Origin of the sequence: Bacillus cereus group sp. BfR-BA-01350, assembly GCF_022663775.1 — a bacterium.
Lineage (GTDB): Bacteria > Bacillota > Bacilli > Bacillales > Bacillaceae_G > Bacillus_A > Bacillus_A paranthracis.
Genome location: NZ_JAKUGD010000002.1, coordinates 161,757 through 187,361, shown reverse-complemented (window position 1 = coordinate 187,361; position 25,605 = coordinate 161,757). Strand labels below are relative to the sequence as shown.

Below are 25,605 nucleotides of genomic sequence, written 5' to 3'. Positions count from 1 at the left end.
GTTAAGTAATTTACTATTTTAAAAAGCTGAAGAAGCCGCTAAAATAGCGACTTCTTCAGCTTTTTATATTTTTTTATATTTTTTTAAATACTTGCTGTAGCAGCTATGTTATGAATACAGGAAATAAACTCATAAATGAATGCGTCAATTTCCTCTTTCGTAATAATATACGGCGGAAGTAATCGAATAATATTCCCTTGTGTTACATCGACTAACATTCCTTTACTCATTAACTCAATCTGTAATTTCTTCACATTTTCATTCGTGTCATTCACACTTATCCCAAACATCATCCCCGCATGACGCACTTCCTGAATATAATAAGAATTTTCTTTCTGAATGTCTTGCAGTTTGTCATTCAAATATAGTGACGTTTCATATGCTTCTTGCATTAAACCATCGTCAAGTAATGTATTTAATACAGTTAAACCTAAAGCCGTTCCCATTGATGAATGAGCAAATGTTGTGCCGTGATCTCCTGGTGCAAATACATCACATAACTTTTCACCTACAATAATTCCGCCAAGTGGTATCCCGCCTCCTGCCCCTTTACCAATTTGAATAATATGTGGTGTAATATTGAAATTTTGATAAGCAAATAGTTTTCCTGTTCTCCCCATACCACTTTGAACTTCATCAACGATAAGTAATACATTATATTTCTCACATAAATTTTGAACACCATGTAAAAATTCACCCGATAATGGATAAATTCCCCCGCTTCCTAATACAGGTTCTAACAGAATCGCAATTGGATTTTCATGAATTATTGTCTCTTCTAATTGCTCTATATTCTCGCGCTCAACTTCATATACTGGGATCGATGTTTTCGGGAAATTTTGATATACACTTTCTTGTCTTGTAAAATGAAGTGCCCCCAACGTACGCCCGTGGAAACTATTCTTCAACACTACAATTCCTTCACGTTCTTCATGCATAATAGCTCTATATTTATCAATTAATTTCAACGTCGTTTCTGTCGCTTCCGTACCTGAGTTTGTAAAAAAGACCTTTCCGTTTTTTAAAGAGCAATCAACTAATTTCTTTGCATACTCAATCGCAACTGGATTTAAAAAATGAAACGGTAAATGCAACGACTTCGTAACTTGATCCATTGTTGTTTGTACGATTTTCGGGTGATTGTATCCTAATACATTTACTCCGACACCAGAAAATAAATCTATATACTCTTTACCATCCACATCATACAGCTTACACCCTGCTCCTCTTTCTATCGCAAGCTTTGTACGACAGTACGTTGACATCATATACTCTTTATCTAATTGAAACCAATCCGACATGTTACATTCCTCCTAGTTATTTTCCCTGTTTTATTTATGTTCATTTTCTATAAAGTCATGTATAAATTCATTTTTAAGATTGAAATTTTAATAGTAATGTTCTTCCCGATATTCATTTTTCCATAATTTCTTCTATTTCAACAGGTCCACTACATACGCGTTTTTCTCATCTAGCGGTCTGTAACTAGTTTGAACTTAGCGTGTTATACATAATCAAGGCTATAAAATCATATTTAGTAACAATGGACGAAAAAGATTTGGAGGCTATATTGATGAATGAACACTATGATAAACAGAGACAATCTTTACTAAGGAAAGACTTTAATGATAATGGAGAACGTAATGAACAAGCTATACTTCACTCCCAAACAGTTAGTTCACGTGGACCTGTTCTAGAGCAAGATAGTGTGCTTCACGAGGCGTTACAACAATTTATTCACGAAAAAATTTTAGAAAGACCTGTTCATGTAAAAGGATTTGGTGCGTTCGGTTATTTTCAAACAATCTATCCAATGCCCGAACATACTAAACTAAATTTCCTACAAAATGCTAATGAGAAAGTTCCCGTTATGGTGCGATTTTCATTAGCTGTTAGCACGAAAGGAACACCTGATACTTCTAGAAATGTACGCGGTTTTTCTACAAAATTTTATACAAAAGAAGGTATTTTCGATCTATTATGTAATCACATTCCTGTCTTTTCTGTACGCGATCCGATGCGTTTCCCTGAAACCATTCAAGCGTTGTCACCTTCACCTAAAAATAACTTATTAGACCCTAATAGATTTTGGAGCTTTGTCGCTAGAGCACCTGAATCCATACATTTCGTTGTCCGTTTGTACTCTGATAATGGTACGGCCAAAAGCCTTCGCCACATCCCAGGACATAGTGTAAATACATATGTTTGGAGAAATGCAGAAGGCAATCGAAAGTATGTAAAGTATCATTGGTACCCATTTGAAGGTGTACAATTCATTACTAGCGAGGAAGCAAATAAACTGGCTGCCGAAAACCCAGATTATAGCGGCAAAGATTTATATGATGCAATTGCAAACGGTAAACCAGTGGAATATGGTTTATATGTCCAGCTCATGGACCCGAAAGATGAAGCGCATCTTTCTTATGACCCTCTAGATGATACAAAAGTATGGGATGAAAAGGTGTATCCTCTTATACCAGTAGGCAAAATGGTATTAAATAAAAACCCTGAAAATTATATGGAACAAGTAGAAAAAGTCGCTTTCTCCCCTTCTAATTTACTTGACGGTGCTGAATTATCAGATGATAAAATGTTGCAAGGGCGAGTTAACATTTATAGTGATTCTCAAAGAAGAAGAATTGGTCCCGAATTTCGGAAATTAACGATTAACAAGCAACAAAATTGGACACCTGCTAATCAAATAACGAGCGGTGACGGAAGATACGTTGAAGGTAAACTTGAAAGAACTTCAATAACGAAACAAGATGACTTTACGCAGGCTGGTGAATTTTATACGAAGTTAAAACCGATAGAAAAAGAACATCTTGCAGAAAACTTAGCTGGTGATTTGAAAGTTATATCTGATGATATTAGAAAGATAGTGTTAGAGTATTTTCATAACGTGTCAGCTGATTTGGTGAAGAGGATTGAAACCAAGATAGAAAAATAATAAGAAGTAAGAACGCATCGACTTTTTTCATAAAAAAGAGCCATTTATCTAACCTTTTTTAGTCAGCTAAATGGCTCTTTTTTATTTTTTCACCACATTATATCTTTTCAGAACTACACTTCCGAATTTATTAAATATCCGATCCATCAAGAAGCCCATCAATCCAAGAATAACAAGACCGACAAAAATCCAATCTGTTTTGAAATATAACCTTGCATTCCAAATCATATAACCAATTCCTTCATTAGCTGCAACCATTTCAGCTCCAACAATGGCCATAAATGAGGATCCCATTGCAAGCTTTGCCCCCGTATAAATATAAGGAAGTGCTGCTGGTATGATGACATGGAACATAATTTGCCATTCTGATGCTCCCATACTTCTCGCTGAGCGAATTTTATCTTCTTCAACAGCTTGCACACCGGTAATTGTGTTAATCGTCACAATAAAGAAAGTTGCATACATAATGAGAAAAATTTTAGATTGCTCTCCAATACCAAACCAAAGCATAAATAATGTTATAAAGGCAAGAGGTGGAATAAAGCGAATAAAATTGATAACTGGATCAAATAGCGCTCTTAACCATGGGATTCGGCCAATTAATAATCCTACCGGAATGGCTACAAGATTCCCTAAAATCCATCCAGCTATTACTCTTAAAAAACTAACTCCTATATATATAAATAAGGAACCATTTTGACTCAGTTCAATTGCTCCATACAAAACTGCTATCGGACTTGGCAAAAATTGCGGATCAGAAAATTTCGCTACAACACTCCATATCGTAAGGATAAGTATCCAAGCGATAATTCCACTTTGTAATAGCTTCTTTTGTAAACCAATCTTGAAATTATTTGTTTCATAAATAGTCTCTTTTCTTGCAATCTCATCTTTCAACACGCTCATATTTGGACCTCCTTTCAATCAAAGTGTGATTGAATCATTTGATAATAGTAATTAAATTCTTTATCTGTAAATGTTCTCGGATACGGTAGTGGAATATCGTAAATCTTTTCAATTTTTGAAGAAGGTCCTTTAGACATTACCCCTATTCTTTGCCCAAGTAATAGAGCTTCTTGAATATCATGAGTGACAAAAATAATCGTTTTGTTTGTTTCTTTCCAAATTCGAATTAACTCTATTTGCATTGTTCTTCTAGTCATTGCATCGAGTGCTCCAAATGGTTCATCCATTAATAAAAATTGCGAGTCATTGGCTAACACACGTGCTAATTGAACTCTTTGTTTCATTCCTCCAGAAAGTTCTCTTGGATATTTTCCTTCATGCCCATCTAGTCCAACAAGTTTTATATAGTGAGAGGATATATCATTTCGGGTCTGCTTTATCATTTTTTTCATTTTTAAACCAAATTCAATATTTTCTTTAATTGTTAGCCACGGAAAAAGCGCTGCGTCTGCTTGTTGAAATACGACGCCACGATTTCTATCAGGCTTAATTACCTCTTCATTATTGACTATTAGTTTCCCTGATGTCTTTTCAACAAATCCAGCAAGCATACTTAATAACGTAGATTTTCCACATCCGCTTGGGCCAAGTAATATAAAAAATTCACCATTCCCAATTGTTAAATTTACATCTTCTAAAACAAATTGTTCGTTATTAAATGATTTAGATAACCCAGAAATAGAAATGGCCACAGGAGATTTCAATACTTCTTTTTCACTTACTGTACTCACCATACTTCACTCCTATTCTATTTATAAGTAACAGATTCAGGGAAAGCTTTCTTTAGTGATTCAAGATCAATCTTATCTTTCAATTCATATTTATCTTTCAGCTTCCCTTTTTCTTCTAACCATTTTTTCATATCTTCTAGATGCTTAGCATCTTCTTTTGTAAATCCAAGAACATAGTTCTGTCTTTCAATATCTTTTAATGCATCTTTCTCGGGTAGTTTCAATTGTTCAAAAGCAAGTTTTGCTGTTTCTTTTTTATTGTTTTCTACGTACTTTATACCTTCAGAAAGAGCCTTAATTGTATTTTCAACGGCTTTTGGATTCTTCTCGACGAATGATCTTTTTGCTAATAAATAGCTGTCAATTGTAACGCCTGCACTTTCTAAATCACCTAATTTTGTTACACCTTTTATATTTTTAAATTTATCCTTTAATGCACCAGAACTCCAAACAGCATCTATATCACCATTTTTCATTCCTACAATAGCTTCGTCTGGTGTACTATATGGAACGAAGGTAATATCCTTTTCATTAATATGTTTCGCTGCCAAATATTTCGCCCAAACATACTCCGTTACAGTCCCTTTAGGTACGCCTAACTTTTTACCTTTTAAATCATTTTCTGTTTTAATCCCCTCTCTAACTAGAAGCTCATTGTCTTTTGATGATTTTTCATTTCCTCGCGTAAGTGTTGAAATTACGACCATATCCCCTTTTCCTAACGAATTTAAAAGCGCATAATCAGCAGCAAGACCTGTATCAGCTTGTTCCGTTAATACCGCATTAACTGTATCAATTCCATAAGCAAAATTCGATAGTTGAGCTTTAATACTATTTTTCTCAAAATAGCCTTGTTTCTCGGCAGCTCTAAACTGAAAAGATCCGCCAGCAGCTGTATCTATAGCCATTTTCACCGCGGCCGTTTCTTTTCCATTACTTTTTGTCGTTCCCGCATTTTCTTTTGAAAAGTTTGAGCATCCTGCTACAGCTAAAATAGTAACCATTGATAAACTTAAAAATAAAGGCTTTAGTTTCACCATTTATCATTCCTCCATAACAATTTGTTCAAGCTTGAAGTAAGGTTTGTTTAACCGAAATATTACGTTAAATTATTACAAATAAAGAAATGGAAACGTTTTGTCATATAACAAACCTATCAAGTTCATTTTAATAAGGGGGGGAAATGACTCTCCCCACACTTTAAATTACTAGCGTTAATCTCGTATTTTATTTATTTCTTCCAATGTCGCTACACAGAAATCTCCGGTGCCGTAAGATATTGTTCCTTCGACTGTCACAACAGATTCCGTACCAGCTTCTGCAGCATTCGGGACTCTAAATGCTGCTATATCAAGAGGAGTAATTTCTTTCTCCTCTGGTTTTTCTAGTTGAGGTACCCACTCATACGGTACACGATACGCACGGTAAACCATATTGGAGTTTCTGTTATTTTTATAAGGTGAAATATATTCCCATACAAGCTCATGCTCACGAGTAACTTCAAAAATCCGACCATCTGCTCCTTCTGTAATCAATGTATTTCCGTTTGGTAGCCTTTGGGCAGAACTAATATATGGACTGTAAAATCGATACGAATCTAAAGGAGCTTGATATCCAGCTTCAGTTGGCGTATATTGCCACTCAATTTCTAAAGTTACTGGATTAATTTCTAGAATCCTCGAGTGATCACGAACAGCATTTTTGGAACCGTATGGAGATGCAGGGTTTGGAAGACCGTATCCTGCCCAACCACCATTATCAAATACAAGTAAATTCCCTTCTCCAGGCAATCCTTTCGGAATGATATGTGCATGATGTTGTCCAATGATCCATCCTAAATGCTTAACATCTGGGCTACAATAATCAGGACCGAGTTTCCAAACTATATTTCCTGTCTTCTTGTCAATAATGGCAATTATATTTGACTCCCTAGCATCCCAAATAATATTTTCAGGATGAAAACGTTCATCTCCTTGGTCATAAAACTTATTCGGACCAATTGTAGACATAGAATTTATATGCATCCAATCTCCATCCGAATTACCACCAAAGGATCTAATATTAGGATTACGGAATAGTACATTTTTAGCACTTTCATCAAATCCAAGTTCTTCAAAATGATCACTGACAGCCCACTCCCATATAATATTCCCTTCCCAATCTACCTCAATAATGACATCATCTAATAACGGCTTATCGGATATATTCGGATTATGTACATTTTTGTGTGCTAAAATTAACGTATTTCCACCATCTGTTTTCGGTTCTAATTCTGGTGCATAGTAACCAACGGGATTTCCCTCACGCTGATAATCATGATGAGCTCTAGCCATCCACTGCGGATCATGGCCTGGGTCTTCAATGTGTTCCAGACGGTTAAATCTCCAGACTATGTTTCCTTCCCAATCTACTTGAACTAAATCTACTTCATCTTGAAAACCGTACTCAGGATCTCTTTGTGCTGTATGACCAAAAACATATCCGCCTGGTAATAACTTATTTGGAAATCCACGCAGTCCTTTCCATAAGTGTACTTCCTTTCCATTCATATCAATTAATAACGCACCATGATCTGCAGCTTGATAAATTGTATAACCACTCCAAGCTTTCCCGGGATTATATACTGTTGCCCCTGTTGGATAAATTGTTGGATGTCCCATTCTTTCCACTCCTATTCATATTATTAATAAGTCACCTTTTAACAGTTTGAATTTTCAGACCCAAATAACTAGAGTAATAGTATTCTTTGTTATTCCTCTGTATTCTCATTGCTTAGTTTCATAATTGTATCCGAAAGGTGTTCTAAATTATGGGCTAAGCGTTTAAAAATTTCGGTCTGCACTTGTAATTCTTCTGTTGAAAATCCATCGAATAAAACAGACATAAAACTTGTTCTTATATTATTATTTCGCTTTATAAATTTCAGGCCATCTTCAGTAATATCAAGTAATGTGATTCGTCTATCTTCCTGATGACGTTTCCGAATAGCCAGGCCTCTTTCTTCTAACTTATCGCATAATGCCGTAATCGCTCCTGATGTAAAATCCAGTTCTTCTGCTAAATCAGTTAGACGCTGCTCACCATCTCGAATAATTTTGTTTAATATTAAGATGCCCGGCAACATAATACCTTCAATCTTAATTTTGTCACGTTCCTTTACAAACTTACGGACCATTTTACGAAACAACCAATCTGTTTCTTCGATTAATGTTGGCATCGTTTTATTCATATCTCCTCCGCTCCTTGCTCTATGAATAATACAAAAAGGCACGAACACATTTCAAAATTATGAAATGTATACGTGCCTTTGGTTATCCAATCAGCTATTCAATTTGTTTTAGCATTAAAATAATGAGTGGTAAAATAAGTAATATCCACATATTAATCCATTAATTCCTATGCGTCAAGTATGTTTTAAAAATATATTTTCCTAATTTATCTATTTGTTCTCGTTTAAGGTTATTTTTGAGATTATTTATATGTAACCCTATTTATAACAATACATCTAAAATATAAAACTCCCCCACTTTACATAACTACTGTAGCGGAGGAGTTCTTTCTAATATTACTTTATCAAATTCACCGGCGAAGCAACTACCTTTCCACTTTTCACATCATATAGCCCTATAGGCGTTACCCGTATAAAAGGCAAGTGCGTCGCAGAAAAGAATAAAATTGTAAATGCTGGATCATCATACGCGTAGCCACGCTCTTGTAGTAATTTCACCATCTGTTTCTCTTCCTGTATTAATTCACTCATTTTTAAATTAGACATAATTCCGAGCAATGGTAATGCGATTTCATGTAATACTTCATTCTTCTCAGCTATTACCATTCCCCCGCCAAGCTCTTTTACTCTATGAAAAGCTATAAGCATATCTTCTTTTCTTTTTCCGATAAGAATGATGTCACCTGTACCAGAATAAGAGCTAGCAAGCCCACCTAGTTCTTTCGCAAAACCTTTCACAACTGTATTCACTCGCCAACTGCCATCACGAGCAATCATCATAAGGAAACATTCATCATGATCTGTGGACAATTCATTACATTCTATGTTGATTTTACTAGTATATGGTTTTGTAATAACGTTATTTAATAAGTGTATACCCGTTTTATTAGAGAAAATCATATCCTCTTTTTCTATGGACCAATCTAATGATAATGGAGTTACTTTACATTTACCCCAGTCTATATGTAATGCTTCATGCGTATTTACACCGTCACGCTTCACCCATTTCCCCTTTGCAATAACGCTCGCTGGTACTGGGTTTTCTTTACTTTCTAAAATATTGATATTAGCAATTCTCCCTGTCCCAATCGAACCATGTATATGCTCCATATTATAATAACGAGCAATATTATAACTTGCCATATGATATGCATCTATTACTGGAACACCTTGCTTTATAGCAGTAGTAATCATTACATTCGTCATTCCGTTTTCATAAAAGGACGGATGAGAACCATCTGTTGTGAAAAAGAATCTATCAAATTGCTTCACACCTAATTCCAGTAATTCTTTTAATAAAACTTCTAAATCTGGTCGGATGGAAGAGTTTCGAAGAGAAACAGTGTAACCTTGCATAAGACGAGTTAACGATTCTTGACCCGTCATTGCTTCATGATCACAGTCTGTACCTAACAGTTTTAATTTTACTAACGTTGCTTCAGATGCTCCTGGGAAATGTCCTTCTACTTTTTTCTGTAATCGCTTTGTTTCCTGCACCCAATTTAACATTTCATCATCGCCATGTAATAATTTTGGCCATGCTGTTAGCTCTCCTCCTTGAAGAACTGCTTCATGCTGTAGCCATTCTATTATTTCTTCACTATTAAATAAAGATTCCCCATTTTGCAATTCAGTTTGTCCATCAAAACGGCACCACCAATACATACTAGCTGGAAGCTTTTTAAATTCATCTAATAAATGAAATGATTCCTCACGCTTTAACGTGAAAAATAGAGTTAAATTATCATTAATAAAAGTTGTTGTTCCAAATTGCATCGCATGATTCGCTAACGTCTCTGGATTATATAATTGATATGGATGTGCATGCGGTTCTATGTAACTAGGAACGACATACTTTCCATCACAATCAATGACTTCACATTCATGTAACTGCTCTGGGAGCTTTTCTCCTACATATATAATACGGTCATCATAGATCCAAATATTTGCTTGCATCCATTCACGTATATAGGAATTTAAGTATGTTGCATTCTTTAATAATTTGTGTGGACTTCTTGTACCGTCTATTATTTCAACATGTTCTCGTAATTGCTTGTTACTCCATCTGAAATACCTTTGTTCCACTGTATTCAACTCCAATGCTATATTAATTAAGATGAAAAATAATTAATCAACTAAACTATTTTCCATTCAAGCTCACTCGATACGTACCCCTATTATATTTAACAATCGCAAAAATTACAATTTTCAGAATGTAAATCATTTTATTGTTCACTTCTTCCCCCCTTTGAACATGAACATTTCTGTGAAGTTGTTTTACTGGAACCTTTGAAAGACTAATGAATATTTTGTAAGGGCAAAAACGTATTTTTTAACAATGGATGTTCTTTTCAAGATAGGGGTGGGATTCAAAGAGGAGACAATTGTATGATTGGTATGAATGTTACAATTGCCACACTTAATCACGGGCTAACTTTAGAAACAAGAAACACGACATACGCCTCCCCTGTTACAATTGGTGAAAATGTATGGATCGGGTCTAGTGCAACCATACTTCCTGGTGTGACAATTGGAAACAATTCAGTTATTGCTGCAGGTGCAGTTGTTACAAAAGATGTACCTGCAAACATTGTCGTTGCAGGAGTGCCCACAAAAGTTGTGAAAGTAATTCATAGTAATTAAAAACATTCTAGATTTTTCAAATGCAAACAAGCTACTTTGATTAAAATTTGCTTTACTACTTATATATTTATTTTATCGCTCTTGTTAAGAATTTTATTTCTCTTTGTGAGAAGAGAATATATCTATATATTTTTCTATACCGCAATAAAAAGACTTATAGAATGATTCTATAAGTCTTTTACTATAAGGAATTAGCCTATACTCATCGATTAACAAATTCAAAAACCAAAAGGTTCGCTATGAATAAAGTTCTAAAAAATAACTACCCACTCTAATTATCAATAATTTCACAATAGTCTTTCAATCCCTTTTACTGCCTCATAGCCAAAATATATTCCAAACATAATTAAAACAATTCCTGCTACTATAGAAATCCATTTCATTACTGTATGATTAATAAATCTTCTACCAAAATGAATAGATGTAGCCATAAATATATCCCAAAGCATAATCCCAGCAAAAATGGCTGCACTATACCATAAAGCTTGTTCTTTTCCAATAGTATTCATAGCACTAGTTAGAACTGATCCATATATCCCTATCCAAAAAATAATATTTAATGGATTTGAAATTGCGATAGCAAACCCCGATAGAAAAGATTTTAAAGGATGTTCTTTTTCACCTGATGAAATATATTGAACTTGTTTAGTAGCTTCTTTCATACTTTCATAGCCCAAATAAATCATCGTTACAAAACCAAAAATCCAAATGCAAAGCTGGGCAACTGGAGTTGTTAAATAAGTCGAAATACCAAAGTAAATTAAAAACATCATTACAACATCTGCTGACATCGCCCCGACTCCTACTAACCATGCACTCAAAAAACCATTTTTTATTCCTTTATTTATTTGAGCAACATTAATCGGACCGACTGGTGCAGACAATGAAATCCCTAATAATATATAACTGAATATCATGCTAATCATTTTTCTTCAACCCCGTAATAGGACATTTAAACCTTTCTCTAATTTTTCTATCTGTTTCATAATCTAATATTGGCTCATGTGTATATTGTTTATACGATATAGCCGCTTCTTCTAACAGTTCTACTACTTGTTTATACATATTTATCCTCCCTTTGATTTCATTACACAATTTGAAAAGATAGCCTTTTCTATTGCTGTTCCAGCTCCTTATTCTTTTTCACAATATATTCAATTATAGTTTAAGACACAATTTAAACTTGAAATAAAATACATATTTATAATATAAATGGAATTAAAATATAAAACCTATATTAATCACTAATTTCATAATAGTCAATCATTTAGACGCAAATCATAATTATCTATTTTTGTATGCTTAATTCTATTTGTTATTAATTCATACGATAAAAGTACCTTATTATGTAAATTACAGAAATACATTTAAATATTTTTCAACAAAAATCAGAATTTACTTATTATTAACTCCGAAATTTAGAACTACTTACCTTTGTATGTTGCAATATTTTAAAAATGTAAAAGTCACTATAAATAAGAAATATCAAATAAATATAATAGATTTATAGTAAAATAAAAAAAATTAAAATACATCATTACTTTTCTTGTAACAGCACATAAAAAACCCGAATCATGGGAAGTAAATTGCTCATGATTCGGGTTTTTTAAGACTATATTTTAATAACAATTAAATTACATACAAGTCCTTATATACCTCTATAGTAGAACTCTTTTCATCTATTATTTATTAAATTCAACTTGCATCATTTTATCAAACTGTGTAAGAATATCAACTGGACCTAAAGAGTTAACATTGACAGCAAATGTATGCTTGCCTCCAATTACTCCACCAGCAAAACTCATAAACCCAGGAATTGATCCTCCGTGACCCCATACTGAGACACCATTTGGAAGTTTTGTCTCATAGATTCCAAGACCATATCCATCACCAATCCCTTTTCCTTCTATAGGAACTGTAGTAAGCATTTCTTTTAGCTCGCGTTCCTTCAGTAACTTACCACCGAGTAAAGATGAAAAGAACTTGTTTAAATCATCCGCATTAGAAATCATATCTCCAGCTGCATTAGCTAAACTCGGATTATAATACGTAATGTCTTTCAACTCGCCTGTTTCTTCCATTTTCACATATCCACGAGCATGATTCTTTCCTGGGATGACAGGTGAATTACCTGGTAAAAACGTATTTGACAAGTCCAAAGGTTCAATAATTCGCTTTTCGATTTCTTCCGCATAACTATTACCAGTTATTTTTTCAATTAGCATTCCCAATATTACATATCCTGTGTTTGAATACAACCAGTCTTTACCCGGCGAGAAATCTGGAGGTAGAGAAAGACCTATTTTCACTATTTCTTCTGCTGTATACGTTTTTTTCGAATTCATTATGTCAGCATCTTTTGACTTTAAGTATTCAGCGATACCACTCGTATGATTCAAAAGTTGACGTATCGTAATTTGATTACCATCATACCCATTTCCTTGAACGAGACCCGGTAGCCACTTCTCAATTGAATCATCAAGTTGTACGCGATTTTCTCCTACTAATTGAAGAACAGTCGTGGCGGTAAAACTTTTCGTCACACTACCAATTCGAAAGCGATAATCTGATTTCATCGGTTTCTTTGTACTTAAATCTGCTACGCCAGCAGTATAACTACTAATTTTTCCTTTATTAGATGTCTTAGCTAATACCCCTGGTGCTCCAATTTTGATTGTTTCCTGCAATACTTGTTTCCAGCCATTCTGATTCTTTTGATCATGTACTTTTGACGAATTAGAAATACTTTGAGTAGACTCTGCTTTCACAGTAAAACCAGTTGTAAATAGAGTAGTACCCGCTAATAAAACTGTCAAACTTGCTAACTTCATTGAATTACGTTTTTTCATAAGGATTTCTCTCCCCTATTCATATCGTATTGATTCAAGCTATACTTTCATCCTATATGATAAAACTCTCTTTTTTCTTATCCATTCCTTACGAAATACTTACGTTTAAATTTAAATAAAGTAAACTGAGGAAGAGTTATGCATGCAAATAAAAAGAGAACATGTTTTCATTTTTTATGTAAACATGTTCTCATAAACATTTAAAATTCTATATCAACTTTTCATCCTATTCTTTACACAACTAATCTAAGTTCATTTTTACCAGCCTGCACTAGCATTCATTCCATTTCCAATAATAGAAAGTAATAGTGGCCATAATACTGGACCTAATGTAAGAAATATATTTAGAAGTATGAGCATTCTATATCCACTGGTGAAATTGTGATTTTTACGATTCACAAATACGAGACTGACTAATGAGATTATGGTCGTTAAAAATAACACTAACATTACCAACCAATACCACACCATTAAACTGAGACTCCATGGTGTTAATAGCTCGTGTATGATACAAAACGAGATTCCTAATACCGCAAAACTAAAGCTAGTCACCGCTGTTTTTATAAGCCATTTATTTATTTTTTTATCGTATGTATTTTTACAATATAAATCTATTAAAGTATACAAAGATAAATATGCCATGAATACGCCTACCCAAGACAATAACCAGTCTCCGTCCCCTTTAAATAATAAGAACAGCAACCAACACATACTTACAGCAGAAAAAACAAAGGAAATAAGTATGCTTTTTAATACCGATTTCATTACATTTTCACACCCTTAAAAAACTTAAAAATTAATTATAATTTATAAAAATTAAGTATAGGTTAACATGTAATGAAGTATAAGTAAATAAAGTTAATTTACAGTTAATTTCATTTTCTTATTTGGAGGCAGTTTTATATATGAAAATGATTCATGATAATCAAATTTCTCTACAAAAAAGTAAAGGTGGATATTTACACATCCACCTTCCCATCTCCCTCTACCCACTTCATTATTTTTTCCACATCTAACTCCGTATAAGTCTTTTCACCATAACGAACAGACTCATATAACGAAGTAATATTTCTCGTTCTACTAATTCTTTTTAACCACTGTTGCATCGTTTCATAGGATCTTCTCTGTTCATGAAATGGTAACGTTCTTTCCCATTCAACTAATGTTTTCCTTATCGTATCTTTAGGTAACGGCTGTTCAAACTGATGCATCACTTTCTTGTTCTTTTCGGTTCTATCCGTATTTTCTTTTGTTATCGATTGTTTACCCTGTTCTATTTCTGATTTCGTTACCTTTTTCCTCATTAATTTATAAACAGCATATAAAATGACCACTGCAATAATTACATAAAAAATGACACTAATCCATGAATTTGAAAGAACAGAAAACACATCAGTCCATGAATTTTTTCGTACAAAAAGTGGAATTTCCCTATCTATTTTCGTTCTTGTATCTACAACTCCTGTTTCTTCATCTATAATTCTTTCAGGTTCATCAAACTGTGCGTCTACACTAGTAAAATCATAATTTCTTTCTGATATTATCTCCGTCTTACTAGAAAAAAGCCCTTTTACTATGTCTTGTACATACACAACACCTTGTGATAACGTTATCGCACTAATCGCAAAGAAAAGTATGATTAAAGTTCTTACACCCCATAACTTCACTTTCATATGTCGCTTTTTATTCGCCATGACATAAGCCCCTTCTTATTCTTTCATTACAATCCATTTATTCGTTCTACTGTATTTCTTTGGTGAAGTACCAAGGATTAAAGGAACCGCATCCAGTTCCTTTCGACGAAAGCCTGCTGTGTAAAAATAAGAAGAAGATACAGGCGTATCTTGGTCTGATATCGAGGCAAGTACCCTTAATACATTTTGCAAGTGTTTCCGATTATCCCCATTTTTTATATGTAGCAAACCGTTATCTTTTACACTATTGATCCATACTTCAAATGAACAGTTTTGCATGAGCAATTGTTTACATATACCCGCCGTTAATTCGATTAGTTCCTCTGTATCATTTCGCAAAGAAACACCACTTTTATTTTGCAAGTTGAGATAAATCGCGTATTTATCTGATTGCGTTCGCTCATACTTTTTCGCAGTTATCGTCCCCGTTTTCGCCGTTGCACTCCAGTGGATGGAACGAAAATCCTCATTTTCATAAGACTTTACTCCCATTACTTTCGTTTCATCATATAAGGGTGAAGACATCGCTTTTCGAAATCCTCGTGACCATTCTTGTAATTCCGGAACTTGTATTTTCGGAACAGCTGGTAAGACTAAATAAGAGGGCGTATCAACTTGTTTATATGTGATATGGTTCGTTATAAATCCAAAGAGATCGGTAATCACAATTTCAACTTCTTCCCATTTCGCGATGCCTCTTTTTAACGCTACAACTTGCAAATCAAATGAAACTGACTCCCTTCCTTTTAAATTAAAATTCATATAATAATTTGAACCTGTACTATGATTTTTGTTTATATCATCATGATTCCAAGTTAGCTTATTTTCACATTTAAATCGAAATACAACATTAAAAATAGGAAAAATTGATTTGTTTGAAATTTTTATTTTGCATCTGTTCGTTTCACCTATAAAAACGTTCGAATTCCCTTGACTGTATTCCCATTGAACACGAGATACTTTACGTATATATACATACATAGCACCTATTAAAATTACATACAAAAATACGAGAGATAATATGAGTAGATTACTTGAAAATACACTTAAAATAACGGCTACAACTGACATAACTCCTATTACGAAAGGCTCCGCTAAAGGTGTATACACAAGCTGTTGATTCATCGTACATTCTCCACCGGCACATTAATCGTATGAAGAATTTCTTTCATAATTTGTTCTTTCGTCGTTTTCATCTCTCCCTCAATCGTTAACGTTAAACGATGAGCACATATGGAAGCAGCGAGTTGTTTTATATCATCTGGCGTACAGTAATCTCTTTCATTTAATATTGCCCGTGCTTGGATTGCCCTCATAAATGCCAATGTGCCGCGCGGACTTACACCAATTTCAATTAGCTCATGCTTACGCGTTGCTTCAATAATTTCAAGAAGATAATCTTGTACATCATTTCCTACTAACACTTCTCTTGCACGCTTTTGCATCATAATAATTTCTTCACTTGAAATAATAGGATGTAATGTTTCTAACGGATCATTCGTTTGAAACCGATTCATCATTTCCTTTTCAGCTTCTCTCGTAGGATAACCTTGGCGAATCGTAAGTAAAAATCGGTCTAATTGAGCATCAGGTAAAGGAAATGTACCCGCAGATTCAAGAGGATTTTGCGTTGCAATTACTAAAAAAGGTTCTGGTAATGAATGCGTCTGTTTTGCAATTGTAACAGTACGCTCTTCCATAACTTCGAGTAACGAAGATTGTGTTCTCGGTACAGCCCGATTAATTTCATCCACTAATACTATATTTGCAAAAATAGGACCTAACCTCGTTTTAAAATCCGATTCCTTCACATTAAAATATTCAAGACCAATAACATCTCCGGGCAAAGTATCCGCTGTAAATTGTATTCTTTGAAATTTTGCGTCCACGCTTTTAGCCAAACTTTTCGCTAGTGTTGTTTTTCCTGTCCCCGGTACATCTTCTAATAAAATATGTCCTTTTGCTATTAGAGCAATGGCTGCAAGTTCTATGGATTCATCTTTTCCTATAATAACTTTCGAAATATTATTAGTGATTTTCTTTAATGTGTTCATCTATTTATCCCCCCATTTTCTTTTGTTCTGAAAATTAAGAATTATTATTTTCCAAATTATAACACATTACGATAAAAGTAAATATATTCCTGTCAAAATAAAAAAGATGACCTTAGCACTATAAGCTAAAGTCATCTTTCTCATTATTTTACTAACTCTCCATTATAAGCTTTTATATCAAGAGGAGCAGTTAACAACTGTTTTACTTTGCTAACGAAAGATGTGAAGTGTTCACTCGTATTATGACTCGCAACTGCTACTTCATCTTTCCATACTTCTACCATCGTATACACATTTTCTTTTTCTACATCTTTATAAAGATCATAAGATACATTTCCACTTTCTTCTCTTGAACCATGAAGTAATGGTTGAACTTCTTCTAAAAATGTTTGTTGTTTCGCTGGATCTACTTGAAATGTTGCGTGAATAATAATCATGGTGTTTCCCCTCTCATATTTCACTTATTTCTTTTGAAATTACTTCCACTCAGCAACTTTTTCAACTGGAAGACGTACTGATTGGTAACCACTATCAGCAGCTTTTCCGATTGAAATTAACATAACTGGTACGTAACGTTCTTTATCTAATCCGAACGCTTCAGCGATTTGGTCTTTTTCAAAACCACCAATTGGACAAGTATCATAACCGTGAGCACGAGCTGCTAGCATAAATTGCATTGCTACAAGACCACCGTCAATAAGTACAGTATCTTTCATTACTTCTGGTGTAACCATTGAGAAGTAAGCTGAAAGTTTTTTCATCTGGTCTTCTTTTACTTCTGCTGGCATGAAACCGCGCTCTACTGCTGTACCGTAAATTTCTTCTGCGTTATCAAAGTTGTTTAAATCACCAAATAAAGCAATCATTGCTGAAGAAGTTTCTACTTGAGATTGATTAAATTTCGCAAGTGGTGCAAGTGTTGCTTTCGCTTCGTCACTTTCAATCACTACGAATCTCCATGGTTGCATGTTTACTGAAGATGGCGCAAGTGTTGCTTCTGTAAGAATTTCTGTCATTTCTTCTTTACTAATTTTCACTGAAGGATCGTACTTACGAATGGAACGACGTCCTGTTAAAATTTCGTTAAAATCATTTGTTTTTACTGAGTTAGTCATAGTTGTATTCTCCCTTTTTTATAATTCTTTTATATTTTCTTGAATGTGATTTAACATATTTAAAAGATTATCGCGTTCTTCTTCACTTAATCCTTTAAATGCCGATGCTGCAAAACGTTCTTTTTCCTCTTGAAACGCTTGAATTTTATTTCGTCCCTCTTCAGTTAAAGAAACTAACGTAATTCTGTTATCATCTGGATTTTTACGTCTTACAATCATTTCATTAGCCTCAAGCTGCTTTAAATGCCTCGTAATCGCTGCATTATCAATATTCACTTCTTGCTGAAGTGCTTTTTGACTAATTTCACCTACTTCATATAACTGAAGTATAAGCTCTAAACGAGATTGGCTCATACCCGTACACCCTTCAAACTTCGAACTTACTTCCTTGTTTAGAAAGTGTAATTTATATAAAATAATCGCTTCTTTTGAGCATGAACTTGTCAAATTACCCCTCCTTTACATCCAATCAAAAAACATTTGATATATCAATGGTTGATACGTCAATTAATATAATCTATATCGATTAAGAATGCAAGCATTTTGTTTTCATTTTATTTTTTCCAAATTAAGGCGCTTTGCGGCGTTACAAAAAATGTAAATTACATTATAATAGTAATAATTTAAATGACTGGAGAGTGATTGTAATGCGGCAATACACAAATAGAAATGAGGAAATGAAAATGGAAAATGAAATGAGGATATTGATATATGACAACAATAAATATAGGAATTGTCGCGCATGTAGACGCTGGCAAGACGAGTTTGACTGAACGTATTCTTTATGAAACGAATGTGATTAAAGAAATTGGCCGAGTTGATGGCGGAAGTACGCAAACAGACTCAATGGAATTAGAAAGGCAGCGCGGAATAACGATTAAAGCATCCGTCGTTTCTTTCTTTATTGATGACTTAAAAGTAAATGTCATCGATACACCGGGACACGCTGATTTTATCGCTGAAGTGGAGCGATCATTCCGCGTTTTAGACGGTGCGATTTTAGTTATTTCTGCCGTTGAAGGTGTGCAAGCACAAACGAAGATTTTAATGCGAACGTTACAGAAACTAAACATACCGACTATTTTATTTGTAAATAAAATTGATCGTCGTAGTGCAAATAGTGAAAAAATTGTAAAGCAAATAAAAACGATTCTTTCAAATGAAGCATTCCCCTTTTACTCTGTCCTAAACGAAGGAACAAAGGAAGCTCGTATTATTGAATATAAATCATATGATGATTGTATAGAACGATTAGCACCATATAATGAATCGTTACTTGAGTCATATGTAAATAACGAAATCGTAACGGACACAATGTTAAGAGAAGAACTCATTAAACAAATAGCGCAAGCAAATGTGTATCCGATTTTCTTCGGTTCCGCAATGACGGGTATAGGAGTATCTGAACTACTTGAAAATATTTCAACCTTACTTCCAGCTAATAATCTGTCTCAAGACGAAGAATTGTCCGGTATTGTTTTTAAAATTGAACGTGAACCTTCTGGAGAAAAGATTGCATATGTAAGAGTTTTTTCTGGTAACTTACACGTTAGAAAACATGTTGATATACAGCGCGATCAGTCTCTACCACATAAGGAAAAGATTAAAAAAATGTGCATTTTTCATAATGGAGATGCTGTTCAAACTTCTACCGTTCCTAGCGGAGAATTTTGCAAAGTGTGGGGACTAAGTGATATTAAAATTGGTGATATTATCGGTGCACGGACTGATTATATAAAAGATATTCACTTTGCCGAACCACAAATGGAAGCTGCCATCGATGCAGTACCTAAAGAACGAATTCATGATTTATACACTGCTCTTATGGAACTATGTGAAGAAGATCCACTCATTAAAGTGTGGAAAGATGATGTTCATAATGAACTATATATTCGCCTTTTCGGTCAAGTACAAAAAGAAGTAATTGAAACGACTCTTTTTGAGAAATATAATTTGCAGGTTACTTTTTCAAATACGCGAGTTGTATGTATTGAGAAGCCAATTGGCATTGGGATTTCCGTTGAAGTAATGGGCGAAAAAACGAATCCATTTTACGCAACAGTTGGATTCAAAGTCGAACGTGGTGAACTTAATTCTGGCATAACATATAAATTAGGCGTTGTACTTGGCTCACTACCTTTAGCATTTCATAAAGCGATTGAAGATACTGTATTTCAAACGTTAAAACAAGGTTTATACGGTTGGGAAGTTACGGACATTTCTGTCACGTTAACGCATACAGGTTATGCTAGTCCTGTTACAACAGCGAGTGACTTTAGAAACTTAACGCCACTCGTTTTAATGGATGCTTTAAAGAAAGCTGAAACATATGTATATGAACCAGTTAATGGGTTTGAATTAACTGTACCAGAGCAGGCAATTAGTACCGCAATGTATAAGCTCGCTGCCATCCCAGCAACTTTTGCAGAGCCTATATTCAATAATGATTCTTATCAATTAACAGGTTCATTACCTGTTGCAAAAACAGAGAATTTTAAACGCATGCTCCATTCCTTTACAGAAGGAGAAGGCATATTTACAACGAAGCCAGCTGGTTTCACAAAACTGAAACCTCCCTTCCCTACTCGAAAACGTGTTGATTATAATCCGCTGAATCGTAAGGATTATTTGCTTCATGTGTTGAAGGCTTATTAAAGTAAAAGAGGTGCAAATTGCACCTCTTTTTGCATGTATTGATAAGTTATTTTTTCCTAACAACTTCTTGAAGCTTTTCTATTATTTTTGCTAGTGCTTCAATTGAATTCTCTGTTTCATATTCCCCAACATTTACAGAATGATTTGCATTTTTGACAACGTCAATCGTTAAATTCGTTTTATATAACTGATCAATTTGATTTGCATTATAATGGTGATCTTTATCCCCAATAACTAAAAGCCCTTCGTGACTACTATGTAAAATAGAATCAAAAATAGATTCAAAAGTTAGTAAAGGTGTAAGTACTATCATTTTCGACTTTAAAAAATTGTCTCTTCTCATTAAATCATTTGCAATCGGAATTGTTCCGAGTGACTTCCCTAAAAACATCGTCTCGTTGTATTGCTCATCTTTTAATACTTCATTCATTATAGGATTAATATCATTCATCATTACTTTCGTTAGTTCTTCTATTGGTTTATTCATTACCTGTTCGTCGTAAGAGTAATGAATATGTACAACATCAATTTGATGTTCAAGCATAAGCATCGTCGCGTAATAAAATAACGGCTTATCGTAATTATATCCTGAACCTGAAAACATAAAGCAAACCGTACTAGAACCTTTTTCGATATGTGTGTAATGAATTACTTTGTCATTTATATGTATCTCTTTTTTAGTTCCCTTCATCGTTTCTCCCTCCGAATACATTTACTTTTGTAATACGATATGTTCTGTGTGAACTGATACATCCTTTACTTTCTCTTTTATAAATGCAGGCTGTAAGTTATATGTATGCAGTTCTTCTACTGGCACCCATCTAAACAAATACGTTCTACCCTCTTCTTCCAAAATATATTGATCCGCTCCATTTGCAGGTAATTCATGTAGCTCTACTTCATAATAAAAACTAATCTCATGAAACTTTCGCTCAGAAAGTGTAAAGAAATTTTCTACTGACCATAATAATCTCTTTATCTCAATAGAAACCGCTAACTCTTCAGCAAGCTCTCGTTTTAACGCATCTTCACTATTTTCTAGCATTTTCACTCTTCCGCCGGGTACATACCAAAAACCTTCACCGTCACCTTGCAGAATGAGTATTTTATTATCATGTTTACAAATTGCTCCGACTCGGTAATTAAAACATGTTTCCTCTAATTTAAACGTAAGATCCATCCGTAACACCCCTTTATATAAATATCAAATTATCACAAAACAATTATGTAATTACTGTACAAATAAGGTTACTAAATTTATTCACTTCATTCAATCATTTTCGAATTTTCTAAACTCTTATTTTTCATCATTACAAGTGCATATACATATGTTACAATCACATTGCACACTAGAAAAACATGATGATACTTACTTTACACTTTACCATGTCTTATCTAATGAAGAATTCGACGATGTTGATTTTGAATTTGACTGGGATGAAGACGATGAAGAAGGTTTAAAAAAGATGTTTCCTAAGCTATGGGAGATGTATGGGGAAGAACCGATTGAGTGGTAGATTCATATTAGGACTCTGTTTAACCAATAAACAGAGTCCTTTTTTCACAAGATTCTTATTTAAACTCTCTTTTTTTCATACCGCTTATCCAATAACATCTTTTCTCTTTCCCTTGAAATACCTGCTTTTAATTCCCATTCGTCTGTGCACTTCATCCACTCATACACGTCTGTAACTGTCTCTTCTATTCTTCTAAAAGTAAGCCCTTCTTTCACAGCATTCTCGACACTAATAGAAAACCCGCCTTTCCACGGCTTCGTCTCACCATCTAATGGAAAAGTTTCCGGAATCCATAAAGGCATCTCTGTCCAAGGCTCTACTTTTTGTTTCTTCATAAATGACTCATCTACCCAAATGAATTCAGCATCACTATTCGTAACCTTTTTACACGTATTTAATAGCTCTTCCATCGTCAATTTATCATTTGGACCTGTTATATTAAATGTTCCTGCTTTATTATTTTCTGCCATGTTTAGTCCCCAGTTTGCGACATCTTTGATATCAACTAATTGCACTGGACGATCTTTTCTTCCTGGAACTAACACTTCTCCTCCTTTTGCTACACGCTGAATCCAGTATGGAAGTCGATCTGTATAATCGAACATTCCTGAAAGAAGTCCTGCTCTTACGTGTAAAACACGCCCAGGCCAATACTTCTCTGCTTCTTTTTCACATAATACTTTCAGCGCACCGTAATACTCATAAGGAGATACTTCACCATTCTCTACAGCCTTTATTTGCTCTTCCGTTGGTTCAGGTTGTAATATATAGTCTTCTTTTATGCCATGCGGAATCCAATCTTTATATACAGAAAGACTTGAGATGAATATATAATGTTTTATATTATCTTTTAAGACATCTCCAATATTCCGAATGTGATGCGGAGAAAACCCACATGTATCCACGACGACATCCCATTTTCGATTTTCTAAGCTTGATACATCACCATTTCTGTCACCGATCAGCTGCTCCACTTCAGGAAAAACTTCTTTGTTTGTTCCGCGGTTAAATAATGTAACTTCATGCCCTCTGTTCAAAGCCTCTTCTACCACAGCTCTTCCCAAAAATCGTGTACCACCTAGTATTAACATTTTCATGGTTCTCCCCCATTCATCATTAAAAATCGTTTCTTTTGTTAAACGAATTTCTATCATAAAAAGTTACGGGGGGATTTTTATTTTACTTTAATCCTACAAATAAAAAGGATCCATCTTAAAAAATTAATCAATACGGATTCTTAAATTAGATATAATTGTTAAATTACTAACTCCGCACAACTTCCCCATCAACTAACTCAATAATTCTATTACACTTATTCGCTACTTCCATATCATGCGTTACAATAATAATTGTTCGTCCTTCTTCATTCAGTTGTAATAACAAATTCATAATTTCTTCTCCTGTTTTTCTATCTAAATTTCCGGTTGGTTCGTCAGCCAATATTAATTCTGGTTCACCTACTAACGCTCTTGCAATTGCGACTCGCTGCTGTTGTCCACCTGATAGCTCGTCAGGTGTTTTATGCATATGTTCTTTTAAACCTACTTTTTCTAAATAGAACTTCGCCTTATTTTTTCTTTCCCGTTGCTTTAACTTTCTATATGTGAGTGGTAGCACTACATTATCCAGTACAGTATGTTCTTTTAACAATGCAAAATATTGAAAAATAAATCCGATCATTTCATTTCTTGTTTTATGAACTTTATTTGCTCTAATTTCAGTTAATGATTTTCCATTTAACGTATATTCACCCTCATTTGGCATATCAATTAGCCCGATAACATTTAGTAATGTACTCTTCCCTGAGCCTGATCGCCCCATTACCGCTATAATTTCGCCCTTATTTATCGTTAAATTTATACCGTTTAACGCGAACGTATTGTAATTCTTATTACTATACACCTTCTTAATGTCTTTCAATTCAATTAAACTCATTATTCCATCCCCCCTATTAATGTTTTCGGTTCGAGCTTTCTAATAAACAAGAAGACAATGAGATTTGAAATAATGATGATCACTAGTAAGAATAGGAATACAAATAATAAAATAGGCATATTTAAATTTATTTCGCGTACAGACGCCGTATCAAAGTCCTTCGAAACTTGTAGATGATTCTCGTATCTCCATAAAAAGTAAACTATCGATAAAAACATACCCACTATCGCAATACATATGTTTTCTAATACAATTTGAATGAACATCCCAAACTTACTTTCTCCAAGGACCATCTTAATACCAAATTCCCTCTTTCTCATTATGATGGAAACAATTGTCGTTACGACCATTCCCGCTATTATAAATAAAATAAATAGACTTCCTACTATAAGATCGATATTTTCCGTATCCATACTACTAGTAACGGCTTCATTTATTTCTTCTCCTAAATTTTTTAAGTATAACGTAACGTCGCTTCCCTTCAGTTGAATCATTTCTTGTAGTTTGTTTACATCTGTGTCTCTTTTTAAATTCATAATTGTACTTTGATGTAATCTTGAAAACATTATTTCATAGTTTTCATATCTATCAATTGGCATGGGTGATAACATAGCCTTGTCTAATTTCTGGTATATACTCACTCCGTTACCATCTATAATAAATTTATTTTCCGGTAAAAATCCAATAATCATATATTGATTATTGATTGTATCCCCTATTTGAAAATATTTCTTAAAGTAAGGACCTACCAAAACATTCGTTTTCTCTTCACTATTTTTGTGGAAGTCTCGATACGAAAAGCCTGCTCCAGTTTTTATAGGTATATTCAGTAATTTATAATAATCTTCATCTATTGTAATTATACGAATAGTAGGGTTTTTATCGCGAAAAGTTTTGTTTTTCAATTCTTCTAACATACTTTCTTGAAGCGGTCGATTGCTGGATTCTAGTTCGATTATGCTCTCTTCGTATGTACCATACGAAATCACATCTTTATTTTGCTGCATTTTTTTATAAATTTCTTCGACTTGTCCTTTATTAAATTGATCTGCCTTCAACCTATCAGTAGTCATCCCATCATAAGTGATGAAATATGTACTTTCTAAATCTAGCAACGAGTTGGAACTGTTTTCAAGATAGTGAAAATTACAAAGCATATTAATGGAAAGGGTTATTGCTGCTAACCCAAACGTGAATTGTATTAAGAGAAAAATAGAAATGAGCAATCTATTTTTCAGGGCCATAAGAGCACTTTTTAGTCTCATCT

At 34.0% G+C, this 25,605-nt stretch carries 25 protein-coding genes and 1 pseudogene; 4 read left to right on the top strand and 22 right to left on the bottom strand.

What is annotated here, in order from left to right; all coding sequences use genetic code 11:
- Window positions 1-83: 83 nt before the first annotated feature.
- Complete coding sequence (locus MR147_RS05060) at window positions 84-1,301, bottom strand: aspartate aminotransferase family protein (RefSeq protein WP_242303727.1); 1,218 nt, start codon at window positions 1,299-1,301, stop codon at window positions 84-86.
- Between the two features lie 272 nt (window positions 1,302-1,573).
- Here MR147_RS05060 and MR147_RS05055 point away from each other — a divergent pair, with 272 nt between their 5' ends.
- Window positions 1,574-2,950, top strand: coding sequence for a catalase (locus MR147_RS05055; protein WP_242303726.1), 1,377 nt, complete (start codon window positions 1,574-1,576; stop codon window positions 2,948-2,950).
- An 81-nt stretch (window positions 2,951-3,031) separates the two neighbouring features.
- Here MR147_RS05055 and MR147_RS05050 read toward each other — a convergent pair whose 3' ends face one another.
- The 6 genes from MR147_RS05050 to MR147_RS05025 form a co-directional block, all read right to left on the bottom strand.
- Window positions 3,032-3,856 (bottom strand): ABC transporter permease, encoded by an 825-nt coding sequence (locus MR147_RS05050; protein ID WP_000114663.1) that lies wholly within the window; start codon window positions 3,854-3,856, stop codon window positions 3,032-3,034.
- 14 nt (window positions 3,857-3,870) lie between these two features.
- The gene (locus MR147_RS05045) at window positions 3,871-4,650 is read right to left on the bottom strand and encodes an ABC transporter ATP-binding protein (RefSeq protein ID WP_000255349.1); all 780 of its coding nucleotides are present in this window, start codon (window positions 4,648-4,650) and stop codon (window positions 3,871-3,873) included.
- 14 nt (window positions 4,651-4,664) lie between these two features.
- Window positions 4,665-5,687: an ABC transporter substrate-binding protein gene (locus tag MR147_RS05040; RefSeq protein WP_242303725.1), complete on the bottom strand. Its 1,023-nt coding sequence runs from the start codon at window positions 5,685-5,687 to the stop codon at window positions 4,665-4,667.
- Between the two features lie 174 nt (window positions 5,688-5,861).
- The gene (locus MR147_RS05035) at window positions 5,862-7,307 is read right to left on the bottom strand and encodes an aryl-sulfate sulfotransferase (RefSeq protein WP_242303724.1); all 1,446 of its coding nucleotides are present in this window, start codon (window positions 7,305-7,307) and stop codon (window positions 5,862-5,864) included.
- An 89-nt stretch (window positions 7,308-7,396) separates the two neighbouring features.
- On the bottom strand, window positions 7,397-7,876 hold the full coding sequence (locus tag MR147_RS05030; protein ID WP_098671657.1) for a MarR family winged helix-turn-helix transcriptional regulator: 480 nt from the start codon (window positions 7,874-7,876) through the stop codon (window positions 7,397-7,399).
- A 336-nt stretch (window positions 7,877-8,212) separates the two neighbouring features.
- Entirely contained in the window at window positions 8,213-9,961 is a 1,749-nt protein-coding gene (locus tag MR147_RS05025; protein ID WP_242303723.1) for an adenine deaminase C-terminal domain-containing protein, read from the bottom strand.
- Window positions 9,962-10,264: 303 nt separating this feature from the next.
- On the opposite strand from MR147_RS05025, the gene MR147_RS05020 reads away from it, so the two are divergent.
- A complete protein-coding gene (locus MR147_RS05020; RefSeq protein WP_277930690.1) occupies window positions 10,265-10,519 on the top strand; it encodes a DapH/DapD/GlmU-related protein in 255 nt (84 codons plus the stop codon).
- 287 nt (window positions 10,520-10,806) lie between these two features.
- On the opposite strand, the gene MR147_RS05015 is transcribed toward MR147_RS05020, so the two are convergent.
- From MR147_RS05015 to MR147_RS04970, 10 genes are all read right to left on the bottom strand, one after another.
- The gene (locus MR147_RS05015; protein WP_070171806.1) at window positions 10,807-11,445 is read right to left on the bottom strand and encodes a LysE family translocator; all 639 of its coding nucleotides are present in this window, start codon (window positions 11,443-11,445) and stop codon (window positions 10,807-10,809) included.
- Entirely contained in the window at window positions 11,438-11,584 is a 147-nt protein-coding gene (locus MR147_RS05010) for a hypothetical protein (RefSeq protein ID WP_017561334.1), read from the bottom strand. The genes MR147_RS05015 and MR147_RS05010 overlap by 8 nt, the downstream gene beginning before the upstream one ends.
- Window positions 11,585-12,201: 617 nt before the next feature.
- Window positions 12,202-13,368 carry a serine hydrolase domain-containing protein gene (locus MR147_RS05005; protein WP_242303722.1) on the bottom strand — a complete coding sequence of 389 codons (1,167 nt, stop codon included), beginning with the start codon at window positions 13,366-13,368 and terminating at the stop codon, window positions 12,202-12,204.
- Window positions 13,369-13,626: 258 nt separating this feature from the next.
- Window positions 13,627-14,133 (bottom strand): DUF3902 family protein, encoded by a 507-nt coding sequence (locus tag MR147_RS05000; RefSeq protein ID WP_049110800.1) that lies wholly within the window; start codon window positions 14,131-14,133, stop codon window positions 13,627-13,629.
- A gap of 194 nt (window positions 14,134-14,327) precedes the next feature.
- On the bottom strand, window positions 14,328-15,062 hold the full coding sequence (locus MR147_RS04995; protein ID WP_074608505.1) for a hypothetical protein: 735 nt from the start codon (window positions 15,060-15,062) through the stop codon (window positions 14,328-14,330).
- Window positions 15,063-15,077: 15 nt separating this feature from the next.
- Window positions 15,078-16,187, bottom strand: coding sequence for a DUF58 domain-containing protein (locus tag MR147_RS04990; RefSeq protein ID WP_074608507.1), 1,110 nt, complete (start codon window positions 16,185-16,187; stop codon window positions 15,078-15,080).
- Window positions 16,184-17,116 (bottom strand): AAA family ATPase, encoded by a 933-nt coding sequence (locus MR147_RS04985; RefSeq protein WP_074608508.1) that lies wholly within the window; start codon window positions 17,114-17,116, stop codon window positions 16,184-16,186. Before MR147_RS04985 ends, MR147_RS04990 begins: the two co-directional genes overlap by 4 nt.
- A gap of 143 nt (window positions 17,117-17,259) precedes the next feature.
- Entirely contained in the window at window positions 17,260-17,553 is a 294-nt protein-coding gene (locus MR147_RS04980) for a putative quinol monooxygenase (protein ID WP_000583838.1), read from the bottom strand.
- 39 nt (window positions 17,554-17,592) lie between these two features.
- Window positions 17,593-18,231 carry a nitroreductase family protein gene (locus MR147_RS04975; protein ID WP_000185384.1) on the bottom strand — a complete coding sequence of 213 codons (639 nt, stop codon included), beginning with the start codon at window positions 18,229-18,231 and terminating at the stop codon, window positions 17,593-17,595.
- Between the two features lie 18 nt (window positions 18,232-18,249).
- Window positions 18,250-18,678 (bottom strand): MarR family winged helix-turn-helix transcriptional regulator, encoded by a 429-nt coding sequence (locus tag MR147_RS04970; protein WP_000204172.1) that lies wholly within the window; start codon window positions 18,676-18,678, stop codon window positions 18,250-18,252.
- A 264-nt stretch (window positions 18,679-18,942) separates the two neighbouring features.
- Here MR147_RS04970 and MR147_RS04965 point away from each other — a divergent pair, with 264 nt between their 5' ends.
- Window positions 18,943-20,886, top strand: coding sequence for a GTP-binding protein (locus MR147_RS04965; RefSeq protein WP_074608511.1), 1,944 nt, complete (start codon window positions 18,943-18,945; stop codon window positions 20,884-20,886).
- Between the two features lie 46 nt (window positions 20,887-20,932).
- Here the strand turns inward: MR147_RS04965 and MR147_RS04960 are convergent, their stop codons facing one another.
- Entirely contained in the window at window positions 20,933-21,577 is a 645-nt protein-coding gene (locus tag MR147_RS04960; RefSeq protein ID WP_074608513.1) for an alpha/beta hydrolase, read from the bottom strand.
- Window positions 21,578-21,598: 21 nt separating this feature from the next.
- Window positions 21,599-22,066 (bottom strand): NUDIX hydrolase, encoded by a 468-nt coding sequence (locus MR147_RS04955; RefSeq protein ID WP_074608515.1) that lies wholly within the window; start codon window positions 22,064-22,066, stop codon window positions 21,599-21,601.
- Between the two features lie 181 nt (window positions 22,067-22,247).
- On the opposite strand from MR147_RS04955, the pseudogene MR147_RS04950 reads away from it, so the two are divergent.
- Window positions 22,248-22,403: pseudogene (locus tag MR147_RS04950) on the top strand (DUF4240 domain-containing protein); the annotation flags it as partial.
- A gap of 59 nt (window positions 22,404-22,462) precedes the next feature.
- On the opposite strand, the gene MR147_RS04945 reads toward MR147_RS04950, so the two are convergent.
- The 3 genes from MR147_RS04945 to MR147_RS04935 form a co-directional block, all read right to left on the bottom strand.
- The gene (locus tag MR147_RS04945) at window positions 22,463-23,500 is read right to left on the bottom strand and encodes an SDR family oxidoreductase (RefSeq protein WP_074608516.1); all 1,038 of its coding nucleotides are present in this window, start codon (window positions 23,498-23,500) and stop codon (window positions 22,463-22,465) included.
- 166 nt (window positions 23,501-23,666) lie between these two features.
- The gene (locus MR147_RS04940; protein ID WP_074608518.1) at window positions 23,667-24,338 is read right to left on the bottom strand and encodes an ABC transporter ATP-binding protein; all 672 of its coding nucleotides are present in this window, start codon (window positions 24,336-24,338) and stop codon (window positions 23,667-23,669) included.
- Window positions 24,338-25,603, bottom strand: coding sequence for an ABC transporter permease (locus tag MR147_RS04935; protein ID WP_074608520.1), 1,266 nt, complete (start codon window positions 25,601-25,603; stop codon window positions 24,338-24,340). The genes MR147_RS04940 and MR147_RS04935 overlap by 1 nt, the downstream gene beginning before the upstream one ends.
- Between the last annotated feature and the right edge of the window lie 2 nt (window positions 25,604-25,605).